Raw genomic sequence first — 14,386 nt, 5'->3', positions numbered from 1 at the left:
TTTTAGTTTCTCATGTTAACTTTAAACAGATGAAGAGAAAGGGCTTTGCCCTCTGGAACGATAGAGCCGTTCCATTCACCCAAGGTATTTTCACAACGGTAATGATCCTGTTACAATATCTTCACGGCACAGGCTGAGGAGCCGATGGCCGTCAACGGTAATGGGCGGCATTTATGTCGCCTTTTACCCCTCTTCAATCAATCGATTTAAGCTATTTCCTGCTGTATTTCATAATCGACTGGTGACAAATAATCATTAGCCGAATGAAGTCGCTCCCGATTATAAAATACCTCAATATATTCAAATATTGCCTGCTTTGCTTCTACTCTGGTTTTGAATCGACAATGGTGCGTCAATTCAGTTTTCAAACTATGAAAGAAGCTCTCTGATACAGCATTGTCCCAGCAATTTCCTTTGCGGCTCATAGACTGAATTATGTTATGATCCGACAATATTTTTCTATGACTATCAGAGGCATATTGGCTACCTCGGTCAGTATGCCAAAGCAATCCATCCATTGGTTTACGCTTCCATATGGCCATCAGTAAAGCATCATTGACTAGCTTGGCTTTCATTCGCTCATCCATCGACCAGCCAACAATTTGCCTAGAGAATAAGTCAATGACAACCGCTAAATATAACCAGCCTTCCTTGGTGGCAATATAGGTAATATCACCCACATAGTAGCGATCAGGTTGAGAGACAGTAAACTCTCTTTCCAGTAAATTTGGAGATATACGCTTATTATGCTTGGAATTAGTCGTCGCTTTAAAGCGTCTCTTCGTTTTACAAAACAAACCGGCTTTTTTCATTAATCGACCAATTCTCCGGCGGCTTATATGAACGCCTTTTTCAGCCAGTTTTCTTTTAAGACGACGGGTTCCATAAGTCTTGCGACTGTCTTCAAACAGTTTTTTAGCTGCTCAGTAAGCGCTTCATTTTCTTTCTCTCTATCCGTTTTAGGAGAGCTAACCCAATCATAATAGCAACTACGGGAAACATCCATAAAACGGCACAGAATCGTTACCGGGTAATCTTTAGCCTGATCAGTTATCCATGCGTACTTCACAAAGTTTCCCTTGCAAAGTACGCTGTGGCCTTTTTAATAAATCACGCTCCTGAATCACTTTTGCCAATTCTTTTTTTCAGACGTTTTACTTCATCATAAATGTGTTCATCACTTCTATTGGCTACCGTCTTCACCGGTTTGGAATATTTACTGATCCAGGTATGTAGAGTATTTACATTAACACCTAGCTCCCTGGCAGTCTGAGAAACGGGTTGATCCGTCTCATTAGCTAATTTGACAGCTGATTCTTTAAATTCTGATGTATAGCTTTTATTCGGTTTTTTTGTTTGATCATTCATTTTAGGTCACACTTTTTATCTTTTAGTTATTTTAAGTTGTGTGTCCGGTTAAGTATAGCCACATTAGTTGTTTTCAATAAAACAATTGTATCATGGCTTTTTAAGGCTCTTTAGTTTGCCCTGTGTTGATCAAACTCCCTCTCAGTTAAGATAATATTCAAAAATATTCTATTTCGATCTGAGACAGATCGACAGGATCATTTATAGGGATAAATTACATGGGGCAGTGAAAATGCAATTTTTGTCCTCTAAAATGCTGTCAAGACTTTTTTTGTTTTTATTTCAAGTTTTGCACAGACTTATTGAGAAGTTACCCTTTTCATAGATAATTCATTGATTATAATGAGAAAATTAACATAGCTTCAAAAATAGCTTATTAATGCTACCTTGGTTGGCATGGAATGCTGTTTTAAGACGCGAGGAATTGATCAATAATAGCATTTGAAAACAATGAAAAAAACCTTAACCTCTAAGAAAAAATATGAAACGAATTACTTATAAAGATCTTGTCGCAGAAATTGCTCCTCAGATAACAGAATATTTCCCCTGGGATATTGAAGATAAAATGACCGATGATGCGAATATTTTATTCCTTGATGTACGCGAAAATCAGGAATACGACACCATGCATATCGACGATTCACTACATGTACCACGAGGAATTCTTGAAACGGCAGTGGAATGGGATCATGAAGAGACTGAACCGGAACTCGTTGAAGCACGGGACAGACAAATTATCGTTGTCTGTCGCTCAGGTAGCCGCAGTATCTTTGCCGCCCACACTCTAATGCAAATGGGCTATAGTAATGTATCTTCCCTCAAAACAGGTCTGCGTGGCTGGAACGAATATGATCTGCCATTGGTAGATCTGGAGGGAAATCCTATCGCTCCAGAACTGGGTGACAAGTATTTCGCCAACAAATTACTCGATTATCAGCGCAAGCCTAATTAGTGCCCATCCGTCAATAGGTTTTTTATATAAAGAACCGTAGGGTGGGCACTAATTAACGGGTTCATAATAATCAAGACCAACAATGGTATAGCTGTTCTTACGTGTGGTTTTCTGGATAATATTTTCATTGCCTGAATCCACATAGCCATTGCCACGGTGAGTGGCGGGATCATTCATAATAATATCGCCATCAGTGGCGATACCGACACACACAACAAAATGGTTATAGGTCAAATCAGCATCAGTCCCATAATCAACTCTCGCCATTGTCGGCAAGTTTTTCTTAATACGTTCTTTAATTATTTTGACGAGTTTCTGACTACTGCCCGTTTCACGGTGATATTTAAGTTTTTTCTCATGAGATTCATTAAACTGACCCGCAACACCCCAAATAACCGAGTTACCACTATAACCATTATTATTGTCTAAATAGTCATCCAATTGACCTGGATTTACTTTTCGTCCATAAAAATCAAGCAACATTGCAATCGATGAAATAGCACAACCCTGTTTAGAAATACTGGAACTACGCCCTAATAATCGACTTCCCCAACGGGGATCGCCCTGACTAAAATGGGTAACCGGAGGAAAGATTAACTGCTTAACACCAGGCTGATGCTCGTCCAATGGCTTATCCGTTTTAGGCGGGTTGATTTTTGAATAACCTTCTTTTAGCCATAAGATAATCGCATCTTTAGTGAGACTATCGACGATACCACTGACATTAATATTGGCCGATTTTTGAAAATCTATGACAGTAGTGCGGGTATTTTTTCCAAAAGCCCCATCAGCCTTACTCGCACTATATCCCAGCTCATTAAAATCATGTTGCAATGCAGTGACATAGTTATCCGGCACGTTTTGATTGAGGTGAAGGTATTTTTCAGCACCAATGTCATCCACACTACCGCGTTCTAATTCAACACTATCATCAATTAAATAAGCACTTAGTCTATCGTCATTATTAGGATTATCAGCACGACGTGGCACATGAGCTTCTATGTCCAATTTTACAGAACTCATAAACAACTCACCTTCAGCCGTGCGTCTTTTTACCAGACCTGCCAGCGTCTTGCCGCCGGCTTTTACCCAACGCGCTAATTCTGATGGTACTGAATTGTAATCACCGGCATTTAATTTTCTACGCAGGGTACTGGACTTTAAACTACCCGCACCCAAATTAAAGGTAAAACAAACCAATGCCGCAAATTGATTATCATCCAGTTTAATACTGATATAACGCTCAACTGCTTGCTCCGAACTTGCAACATCGGCTTTTAATAACTCTTCTGCTTCTGCTTCAGTAATTGTTTTTTTACCAATATCAGAGCGTTTAACTGTGCGAGTATGACCATAGCCGATAGTAGCAACACCCACACTATCGTCATAACAAGTGAGACGCAAGCCTTCAAACTTTTTAATTAACTTCAAACCTGCTTGATTAATTTTTCTTGGCATAGTAAATCCCTTATTTATGGCATTAATTTACAATTAACGATGATAAAGCCTTAAACTGATCCCTTGTGCTTTTATTTTCATAAAATTTGCCGTTGAGAGTTCAGACTCCAATGCTTTAAACGTTCTTAACTTACCGGCATTAACATCCTTAGATTCAACTCATAAGTGCAACACTATTTGGTTGTATTTGTGATATTTGCTGGTTTATCGCTGGCTCATGAAATTCCCGGGGTGGCCGAGCGTAGCGATGGCCACCCCGGGAATTTCATGAGCCAGCGACGCGCCTGACGGCGCTACTAAAAAAATCATAAGTACAGCAATGATTTGCTCGAAAAAATGGCCAATTGCTTGTAAAATCGGCCATTTTCTCCTGCAAGAGTAAAGTGACTTATGAGAACTTACAAGCAATTGACACAAGAACAAAGATACTACATTTCGACTGAGATTAAAAATGGCATTTCCCAGTCTAAAATTGCTCAGGCGATTGAGGTGAGTAAATCTACTATATGCCGTGAAATTAAACGCAACGCTGGTTTACGTGGCTATCGATTTAAGCAAGCTCAAGAAAAAGCCGTTAAGCGTCGCTACAATGCTTCTAAAGCAATTAAAATGACGGATGACATGATTGCCCTTATTGATGAAAAGCTTTCACAGCACCAGTGGAGTCCTGAACAGATATCAGGTTGGTTACTGAATGACAAAATGCTACTTCTTAGCCATGAACGTATTTATCAACACATATGGGATGATAAGAAGCAAGGTGGTGATTTACATCAGTATTTAAGGCGTCAGGGAAAGAAATACCAAAAGCGTGGTAGTAACGGTAAAAGCAGTCGAGGACAAATAATTAATCGAATTTCCATTGATGACCGTCCTAAGATTGTTGATGATAAACGTCGTGTTGGTGACTGGGAAATTGATACAGTGATCGGTAAAGGACACAGTGGTGCTCTGGTCACGATTGTAGAAAGAAAAACGCTTTACACATTAGTAGCAAGAGTGAATGGCAAACAGGCTGATTGGGTGACACAAGCAACAATACAATTGCTTAAACCCTTTAAAGACAGGCTTCATAGTATTACCGCAGACAATGGTAAAGAGTTTGCTTATCATGAGCAGGTAAGCAAAGCTCTTGATACAGCATTTTATTTTGCCCACCCTTATTCTTCATGGGAGCGAGGGTTAAATGAAAATACTAATGGACTGATTAGACAATATTTTCCTAAAGATACAGACTTTAAAGAAGTGACTGATAAAGAGGTTTACAACATGATGGAAAAACTTAATAATAGACCTAGAAAGGCACTCGGCTTTCAAACACCATTCCAGGCAATGAAAAAATCATTTGCAAGAACTGGAATTTCCTGCGTTGCACTTCAGAGTTGAATCCGCGATCTTTAATTATCTGTCTTGCCTTGGTTATGCTGACACCACTGATTGATTTCAATTCTGCTGCTGACATATCACTTAAATAGGCAACATTTTTACCATCGGCTTTGTTCACTTTTGAGGCATCAAAGTTCTTTTGCTTAAGCCCATTTTCATCAATAGTACCTTTTGATGTTGAATCACCATCTGCTTCAAAGTTAGAAATTATTTTTGCCTTTAGCACTTTTTTATTGGGTAACAATTCACCATTTTTTAGCGTGTACGTTGCCAAATTACAATCAAAAACTGAGTTAATGTATGAAAAACCATTTTTTTGTCCAGATTTTCTTGATTTAACTTCTACTTCATACCGTACCAGAAAACCTTTGTCGTTCACTAATTCTTTGGCCTTTTTTTCTATCATATTATGATGATCTGAATTAGCCTTTTGAGTAATTGGAAAAAGATTACGATTCTCAGATTGACCACCTAAATTCGCATTTAATAGATGACCTCGAATATAGACTTGATTAGCCTTATACCCTCCAGGATAATCTTTACGGGTAGGAAGCACCGTAAACAGACCACTTAATTCAGAGCCTGATGTGTCCGATCCCATTGGATGATTGGGTGCAAGATGTTCTGCAGTCATCTTAACGCCAGCAACATCCGCATACGATTTTCCATTTTTCTTTATCGTTATATTTTCAGTTTTAACAAGCGGTTTTTTCAGGCTAACGACTTCATCGCCATCATTACCTTTAACTTCAATGTTCCCTGAAAAGTCAGTGAAGGTTTCCTCTGGATTTATTTTCAGTTTTATACCCAGTTTATTGCCTCCAACCTTATCATATTCTACGGTTTTTAAACGATAGCGCTTCTTTAATTTTGGAAAGTGTTTTTCTATATCATCGGTATTTTTTGAGCCTTTAGAAATAATCGATAGCAATTGTTTACTACGTTTCAAATATTGTTTCATTTCTGCCTGAGTGCGTTTTTCAGGGACTGGTGATTTATTTAAGTCAGCAAGATTAACCGCACCTAGGGCATTAGATTGATTGTTTTTCTGCTTATTTTTATCATCATCTTTGTTTTTCTTAGCCTTGCTACCTTTTTCACCTTTGCCTGTCACACGTTCAGCAAAGCTGATGATTTTGTTGATCACCTTATCAATGACTTTATTCACTGGCTTGCTGATCTTAGCAATAATATTTTTTACTGTTTTACCTATACCACCCAAACCTGCCAGAGAAGCTAAAAGACTAATAACCACCGGCAAGCTTCTGGCTAAAGCATCTTCAACGCTGGACATAACTTTGGATAATTGTCCGCTGGCAATCGCAGTAATCGTACCATATACCGACATGATGAAATCTTTGATCTGTTGGAAACGATTAACCAGAAACAGGGTGAAATCAAATAATAACTTAACCACTTTGACAATAGCACCGGCAGGATTCAACAAACCTAGTAACCAGCCTACCGCTTCCTTAACCACGGTAATCACGACAAAATTACGAATTCCCCCTAGAACAATTTCTTTTAAATTACTCAGGGATTCCTTAACCATTTCCCAAATGGCAATAGGGCCATCAACGAGGATACGCTTTACAATACCCACTCCCTTTTCAACTAAATTAAAGACTTTTTCAGCGGGAGGAAAGCGCTTGATGACTTTGGCTTTGATGTTCTCATAGGTCAGTCCCATGATTTGCAAACCGAGTCCTAATATCCCTTTAAAATCAAATTTCTCAGGCAAGGTGATTTCAACTTCAGATAAAGCGCCCGTTAACCAGCCCAGCAGTCCATTGATTAAGTGCTTTTTGATATTTTTTGCGAATTTTTTTACGCCACCGCCTACGCCCCGAACAATATTCATAAAAAAGGCAACCGGATCTTTGAGTATCTTTGTTACTGCACCCGTTGCCCGATCAATAAAATCAAAAATAGGTTGGGAATCAATACCGGCAATATCACAAGCCGCTCGAATCGCAATTCGCAATGCCTCGGCAAAATCGCCAGTCAGTACTGCGCCCACAATTTGTACGGCTGCTTTCAATGCAGTCTGAAACACTGCAAGTATTTTATCCAATGACGCTGTCAAACCATCTGCTAAGGCTTCAACACCGGCAATCAGTGTATCCGCAACAGCATTAACACCAGCGACTGCACCATCAACAACGATATCAATTCCCGAATTAATGAGTTTTGCCAAACCGGGGAAGGTATCTTTTAAGTAACGATTAACCTGTTCTTTAGCCCAGTCACGGAATTTATTGAGCTTATCAATCACCCAATCTCTAGCGGCATTAATGAGTCCTACTGCAGCCTCTTTGGCTTTTTCAATAATAAACTTAACGGCTTCACGTAATGCTGTAAAAATTGAGTCAATGGCATCTGAAATAAACTTAACGGCGCTTTTTACTGCATTAACAGCGCGATCCCACCAACTATCATTTTCTTGTTCTTTTTCTAATTCACGTTTTTTTACAACGGCCTTTTTTTCTTCTTCAATACGCTTGTTTTCAGCTTTCTGTTCCCCTTGTTCTAATTCTTTTGCAGCATTCCCTTCTGATGTTTTGACTTTGAGTTTAACCTCATCACTTAACTTGATTACCCATAAAGCTCCGCCATTTTGATAAAGGTTTACTGTCATCACGTTCTTTCATAACCTGCATGATCTTTTGTTTCATACTCCAGGCTGTATTGTAGCTTACCTTAAGCTGTCTCTTTAATTCTAATGCTGAAACCGCTGTCTTCAATTGAGTCATAAGATGAATCGCTAAAACCACTTAGATAAAGGCAGTTTGGTACTATCAAATATTGTCCCACAGGTTGCTGATGTCTGATGATGACAATGGTGGCACTGATAAAGATGGCGATGTTCTAGAGTGCAATAAGTCTTATTGCCACACTCTGGGCAAACAAATCCATCAGGAAATTTCCATTTAAATAAGGCTTGTCGGCACTGTTTGTCAGTGCCATAATCATTAAAAAGCTCAAATAAACTATAACCTTCTTGAAACTGAATTTTATTTTTTGACATCATTCTACTCCACACATAATCTATACTTTAATTATAGTATAATTATAGTATAATTATAGTATAATTATAGTATAATTATAGTATAATTATAGTATAATTATAGTATAATTATAGTATAGTTATCGAAATATGGCGGAGCTTTGTGGGTAATCAAGTCACTTAATGTCTTTTGTTGACCTTGAGCGTCTTTATCAAATGCTTTTACTGTATCACTCGCGTCCTTAATTCCTTGTCGTTGTTGTTCAGCAACCACGCCTCGATTTTCAATAACAATTGATTTTTGCTCATTATCTGCTTGCTGATTTAATGATTGAACGTCAGCCTCAGCCTTAGTTATTGTTTGTTGCTTATCGGTTTCTTTAACATTGGCAGCATTTTGCGTTTGTTTGCGTGCATCAGCCAGATTATTATTGATAGAGGCTTGTAATAATTCGTCACTTTTCGTTCTTACATCTTCCGGCAGGGGCATTTCAGCATAGTCAGCCATGCCTGAATCTTTTTCTTGAACAACTTCAACACTTGATTCAGCCTTTGGTGCTACTTTTTTCTCTTCATTAACGGCTTTGGCCTTAATATTTCCCTGCCCTGGATGAGAACGAAACAAATTAATACTTTGATCACGCTGCTTGATAAGACTATTATTTGATTCAGAACGGACATTTTGACTACGATTAAGATCAGCATTCCCCTGTAATAATACTTTTTGACGCTCACCAGCACTGGTGTTCAAACCACTATCACTGGTTTTAATACGAGACATAAAACGTCCAAAATTATTTCGGAACCAATCTAAGAACCCACTACTCTCTTGTTTGTCCAATAATTTTTTATTATCACTATTGTCAGGAGCTTGACCTGAACTAGTATGTTCATCAACAGAGAGTTTATCTGCACTATCATTATTAGCTTCATATTTGGGATCAAATGATGCATCATTCGCAACAAGTTCAGGCGAAACCATTGCCAGCGATTCCTGACCACTTGCCCGTGCAATTAAAGCAGGTACAGATTCTGACTCTACTTTTGCTTCATTATTTAATTTACTGTCTAAGGATTGCCCTAATTCAGGCTGACTCATTGCCATGCTGGATGCCGAAGCTGCTGTAAACGACAATAATGCCTCGTCAGAAGAGCCGTCTAAATTCACTTTTTTTATGTCTGTAATTTGTTCTGCGACTACAGGCTCTTGTTCTGGTAATTCAACAACAACATCATCCGTCTTAGTCTCTTGAGCATTCAATTCATTATCATCAGCTTGTTTTTTAACTTGCTGATCAAATGAGTCTAACGATGTTTCTTGAGGTAGAGTTTGTGACTGTTTAGACAGTTGTTTGATTTGATTTTTTTCAGACTTGGACTTTTCCGGTATTTTCTGACGGGATAATATCGACGAAACTGATTGTGCTTGCCCTTGATTTGAATGTTTATTTGATTCTTGTTTTAAATGTTGAGAATTAGACACACGCAATTTATTAGCAGATGTTGTTGCTGCTGTTTTCTTGCTAGCAATTGCGTGTAATGACATTATTATTCAGTTTAAATTTATTTGATTTCTATTCGTCCTTGTGCATTTTTAATCATCATTATTGCATCAGTTTCCTTAACGCCCATTTTTTTCAATTCAAGTGCATTCATTTTTGCCAGCCCTCCAACAGAGACAACATTATTTTCTGTTAAAATTGATTTATCTTTATTACTTATGCCCTCTATCACTTCTATGGATTTTCCTGCCTCAAGCACGGGCAAGACTTCTAATTGAAATTTTTCCAAGTTATTTTCTAATTGAAGAAAACGCGTATCTGCAAGTATTTTTTCTTGCTGCAAATTATTAACTTGTTGCTTTAAATTAATAACCTCAGATTCTGCTTTTGATTTATCCAGCTCAACTTGAGAGATACGTGATTCTGTTAATGTTTTTTCTTCATTTAAATTGATTAATTTTTCTTCCAATGTGTATATTTTTTTCTTGTTTTTTATTGCATCCATATCAATGGCATTCACTTTAGCAATTATTTCTTTATCATATCGCCCTTTCATTATAGGTTTATTGATAACACCCGGTTTATAAGTGTATTGCAGCATGGCCACTTCCTGATAGGAGTTTTTATCTTTATAACCTGCTCCAATCACTTTAACCATACTATCTCTTGCTAACTCTTTTCCTTGAGTCGTCAGCTCTGTGATGACATTGGATTGATTCGCATTTAAAATCGCTTTTCCAAGTCCCAGACTTTCGGTGCTAATGCTTGCACGCGTGGGATCACGCTGTTTGAAAAAGTTGGGTAAAATCAAGCAACAGAATTCTTCAACCAACCAGGCTAATAAAGGGGCAATAGGTAGAATGGATAACCAATAGGCAATCGTAGGAAAAGATTTTACATATTTTCTCTTAGTAAAGTTACAGATATGATTAATTTCATTATCTTCAATACTCAAACAGCCCAAATACACTTTTTCATCTTCATCACACTCAGGGCATTCAACCAACAAGTGATGACAGAAGCAATCCTTAAGGTATTGGAGCACACCGGATGACAATGCGTAATATGCCCGAATCACATCATCTCGATATTGACCCAGTGCAGCACGTCCTTGTTCATAGGCTTGTAAATCATAGTCTAAAACCGTTATTGACTGACCAATATAATTTAACACGTATATTTTTTTGCTATCCGCATTCGCAAGCAGATCAATAGGGCCTGCTTGCACAGGAATATTTAATAGTTTGCTTTTTTCTGGATCATGAGGAATGTATTGCAAATCATGCATTGAATAACGACTCAGCAATACGCCATTGGTATTTTCATAGTTTATATATTTTAGGGCAACACGCCCCGAATTGTCCAAAGAATGATATTTATCGCCTAACCAGAGAGTATTTCTTTTATCATTTGTTATCATTTCAGGCATAAATCGACAAAGCGATTTTTTACCATCAGGCTCATCTTCATCAATGACAATATAGAGTACTGATTTTAGAGTATCACCTTGATTTTTTACTTTAGTTTGGGCTAAAACAAAGCCATCACTCCCCCTGACATTCTCTTTATTAACGTTCAGAACCAATGTAAGTAAATTATTATCAGTGCTTGTTTTCTCCCGATTAAAAACTACAATGCTATTGTAAAAACCTTTATTGCAGGCTGTATTATCTTGATTATCAGCTTTATCTGAATTTTCATGATATGCCGTTGCAAAAATCTGATTGGTCTTAACATCAAAATCTATATGACCTGTAGCTGAAAATATCCAGTCAGGTTCTTTTTTGATTTTTTCTTGTTCAAAAATACTCTCAAGTTCTAATAAATAAACACCTTCACATAATGCCGTTGCGTATATTTTATTATCTGACCAGGGTGATAGTGACATTTGGACAATTTTCACACCACAGATAAAGCTACTTTTCCAATCAACTTGTAATTGACAGTCTTTTAAATCAAAACCTTTTGAATTAAGGCCTTTTAACTCTCCTCTGGCAAACAAAGTATCTTCATTGTGCATAATTGCTGCAATATAAATATTATTATCTTGGTCAAAAACTATATCTGAAATACTGCCTTTTTCTAATTGTGGCACATCAAAATAGCCATGAAGATCACCGCTACACTCATCCTCTAAAGATTTAAAAACAAAAATTCTCGCACTCTCTCTTTGCCAGGAAAATATAAACTGACCACTAGGGTGTAGGCGAATATGATCAAGTAGCTCTGGCGTAAACCAGGTTGCACGACAACTTTTGTCTTTATTAAATGGATAAGCAGGAAATTCATTACTGGAAAACTGCGCACAAAAGGTTTTACTGCGCAGGTGGTCTTTTAATCTATCATAGAGATTACAGTGGACCCCATTGTCAAGACAGCTTTCTCAAATATTAAGATATAATGATGTGTCAACACTTTTCCGGACAGTTTTCTAAATATTTTTTTGGCTGTTTCAAGTGATTTTTGTCATTTTGTATTTCCTATCATTTTAATTCTATGTTAACTTTAAACAGATAGAGATTACCTCTGGACCCGTTCCATTCACCCATATTTCACAACGGTAATGATCTTTCTCAATATCTTCACGGCACAGGCTGAGGAGCCGATGGCCGTCAATAGCATTGTCCCAGCAATTTCCTTTGCGGCTCATAGACTGAATTATGTTATGATCCGACAATATTTTTCTATGACTATCAGAGGCATATTGGCTACCTCGGTCAGTATGCCAAAGCAATCCATCCATTGGTTTACGCTTCCATATGGCCATCAGTAAAGCATCATTGACTAGCTTGGCTTTCATTCGCTCATCCATCGACCAGCCAACAATTTGCCTAGAGAATAAGTCAATGACAACCGCTAAATATAACCAGCCTTCCTTGGTGGCAATATAGGTAATATCACCCACATAGTAGCGATCAGGTTGAGAGACAGTAAACTCTCTTTCCAGTAAATTTGGAGATATACGCTTATTATGCTTGGAATTAGTCGTCGCTTTAAAGCGTCTCTTCGTTTTACAAAACAAACCGGCTTTTTTCATTAATCGACCAATTCTCCGGCGGCTTATATGAACGCCTTTTTCAGCCAGTTTTCTTTTAAGACGACGGGTTCCATAAGTCTCTGCGACTGTCTTCAAACAGTTTTTTAGCTGCTCAGTAAGCGCTTCATTTTCTTTCTCTCTATCCGTTTTAGGAGAGCTAACCCAATCATAATAGCAACTACGGGAAACATCCATAAAACGGCACAGAATCGTTACCGGGTAATCTTTAGCCTGATCAGTTATCCATGCGTACTTCACAAAGTTTCCCTTGCAAAGTACGCTGTGGCCTTTTTAATAAATCACGCTCCTGAATCACTTTTGCCAATTCTTTTTTCAGACGTTTTACTTCATCATAAATGTGTTCATCACTTCTATTGGCTACCGTCTTCACCGGTTTGGAATATTTACTGATCCAGGTATGTAGAGTATTTACATTAACACCTAGCTCCCTGGCAGTCTGAGAAACAGGTTGATCCGTCTCATTAGCTAATTTGACAGCTGATTCTTTAAATTCTGATGTATAGCTTTTATTCGGTTTTTTTGTTTGATCATTCATTTTAGGTCACACTTTTTATCTTTTAGTTATTTTAAGTTGTGTGTCCGGTTAAGTATAGCCACATTAATAATTCTGTTGGTTATTTATAGTATTAGTCTTATCCACATATCCACAGGTCTGCCAGTAGTCCAGAGACGCTTGCGATATATCTCAGGGCTACTGGCTTGGCCTGTGGATATGTGGACAAGGCGGTTGCCAGTAAAGTTGATTATCCTCTCATCATGCTGCCCGTTTTAAGTCTGGAACAACTTCTTTCATCACGCCATAGATCTCTGCAGGCGTTTTTCCACCGTGTGTACTGTGTGGTCGTTCATGGTTGTAAAACTCAAAATATTCCTTTAATGAGCTCTTTAGCTCATCAATACTTTGGTAATCCTTGAGGTAAATTTCCTCATATTTTACACTTCGCCAGAGTCGTTCAATCATAATGTTATCCATTGCTCTGCCTTTGCCGTCCATGCTGATTTTTTATATCATTGGCCTTTAGAACACCTGTAAATGCTCTGCTAGTATATTGAGCACCTTGATCCGTATTGAAGATTTCTGGCTTTCCATATCGTCGCAGTGCTGTTTCCAGACTACTGATACAAAAGCTTTCTTCCATGCTGGTTGACACTTCCCAGGACAGCACAAAACGGCTACTCCAGTCCATAACAGCACTTAGGTAGACAAATCCATGTGGCATCCGTAAATACGTGATATCTGTGCACCAAACCTGGTTATTCCTATTAATATCAATTCCTTTGAGCAAATATGGATAGAGGTTATTTACTTTGCAAAGGCTTGCTGGTATTGGGTTTTGGTGCCACTGAAACCAATCCCATGATCCGCATAAGCCGTTGAACTTTTTACGATTAATTTTATAACATTTCAATCTTAATGCATTACGAATTTGACGACTGCCATAGAATGGATGTTTTATGTACAACTCATCAATCAAATTCATTAATGTTAAATCTTTATTTTGCAGAGGCTTTTTAGGTTGATAGTAATAGCTTGAACGGTTCAGGCCGATAAGCTCACATTGTTTTTTGATGCTCAACTGAGGGTGCTCTTTTTCTATGCAACACCGCTTTTCTGCTCTACTCAGTTGAACATCTTCAACTTTTTTGACAGCCAG

The 14,386-nt window shown here is 38.0% G+C and carries 8 protein-coding genes and 3 pseudogenes; 2 read left to right on the top strand and 9 right to left on the bottom strand.

What is annotated here, in order from left to right; genetic code table 11:
• Nucleotides 1–206: 206 nt before the first annotated feature.
• Nucleotides 207–1,368, bottom strand: a pseudogene (locus JEU79_RS13340) (IS3 family transposase).
• Nucleotides 1,369–1,849: 481 nt separating this feature from the next.
• On the opposite strand from JEU79_RS13340, the gene JEU79_RS13335 reads away from it, so the two are divergent.
• Nucleotides 1,850–2,320: a rhodanese-like domain-containing protein gene (locus JEU79_RS13335; protein WP_198264498.1), complete on the top strand. Its 471-nt coding sequence runs from the start codon at nucleotides 1,850–1,852 to the stop codon at nucleotides 2,318–2,320.
• A gap of 48 nt (nucleotides 2,321–2,368) precedes the next feature.
• Here the strand turns inward: JEU79_RS13335 and JEU79_RS13330 are convergent, their stop codons facing one another.
• Nucleotides 2,369–3,778, bottom strand: a complete 1,410-nt coding sequence (locus JEU79_RS13330; protein ID WP_198264497.1) for a glycoside hydrolase family protein — start codon at nucleotides 3,776–3,778, stop codon at nucleotides 2,369–2,371.
• Between the two features lie 390 nt (nucleotides 3,779–4,168).
• On the opposite strand from JEU79_RS13330, the gene JEU79_RS13325 reads away from it, so the two are divergent.
• Entirely contained in the window at nucleotides 4,169–5,164 is a 996-nt protein-coding gene (locus JEU79_RS13325; protein ID WP_198263143.1) for an IS30 family transposase, read from the top strand.
• Here the strand turns inward: JEU79_RS13325 and JEU79_RS28640 are convergent.
• The 7 genes and pseudogenes from JEU79_RS28640 to JEU79_RS26535 form a co-directional block, all read right to left on the bottom strand.
• Nucleotides 5,073–7,805, bottom strand: a complete 2,733-nt coding sequence (locus JEU79_RS28640) for a DNA/RNA non-specific endonuclease (protein ID WP_214660567.1) — start codon at nucleotides 7,803–7,805, stop codon at nucleotides 5,073–5,075. The two genes, JEU79_RS13325 and JEU79_RS28640, sit on opposite strands and share 92 nt — an antisense overlap.
• Nucleotides 7,783–8,192, bottom strand: a pseudogene (locus tag JEU79_RS13315) (transposase); the annotation flags it as partial. The pseudogene JEU79_RS13315 and the gene JEU79_RS28640, both read right to left, overlap by 23 nt.
• Before the next feature lie 97 nt (nucleotides 8,193–8,289).
• Nucleotides 8,290–9,717, bottom strand: coding sequence for a hypothetical protein (locus JEU79_RS13310; protein WP_198264495.1), 1,428 nt, complete (start codon nucleotides 9,715–9,717; stop codon nucleotides 8,290–8,292).
• Nucleotides 9,718–9,734: 17 nt separating this feature from the next.
• A complete protein-coding gene (locus JEU79_RS13305; RefSeq protein ID WP_198264494.1) occupies nucleotides 9,735–11,768 on the bottom strand; it encodes a hypothetical protein in 2,034 nt (677 codons plus the stop codon).
• Nucleotides 11,769–12,230: 462 nt separating this feature from the next.
• A pseudogene (locus JEU79_RS13300) lies at nucleotides 12,231–13,266 on the bottom strand (IS3 family transposase); the annotation flags it as partial.
• Nucleotides 13,267–13,485: 219 nt separating this feature from the next.
• Nucleotides 13,486–13,704 (bottom strand): integrase core domain-containing protein, encoded by a 219-nt coding sequence (locus JEU79_RS26540; RefSeq protein ID WP_246540281.1) that lies wholly within the window; start codon nucleotides 13,702–13,704, stop codon nucleotides 13,486–13,488.
• Nucleotides 13,697–14,329: an IS3 family transposase gene (locus JEU79_RS26535; protein WP_246540586.1), complete on the bottom strand. Its 633-nt coding sequence runs from the start codon at nucleotides 14,327–14,329 to the stop codon at nucleotides 13,697–13,699. Before JEU79_RS26535 ends, JEU79_RS26540 begins: the two co-directional genes overlap by 8 nt.
• Nucleotides 14,330–14,386: the final 57 nt, after the last annotated feature.

The sequence above is a fragment of the sulfur-oxidizing endosymbiont of Gigantopelta aegis genome, from assembly GCF_016097415.1.
GTDB lineage: Bacteria > Pseudomonadota > Gammaproteobacteria > GRL18 > GRL18 > GRL18.
The sequence above is the reverse complement of the archived record's forward strand: the minus strand, read 5'-3'. Positions and strand labels throughout refer to the sequence as shown.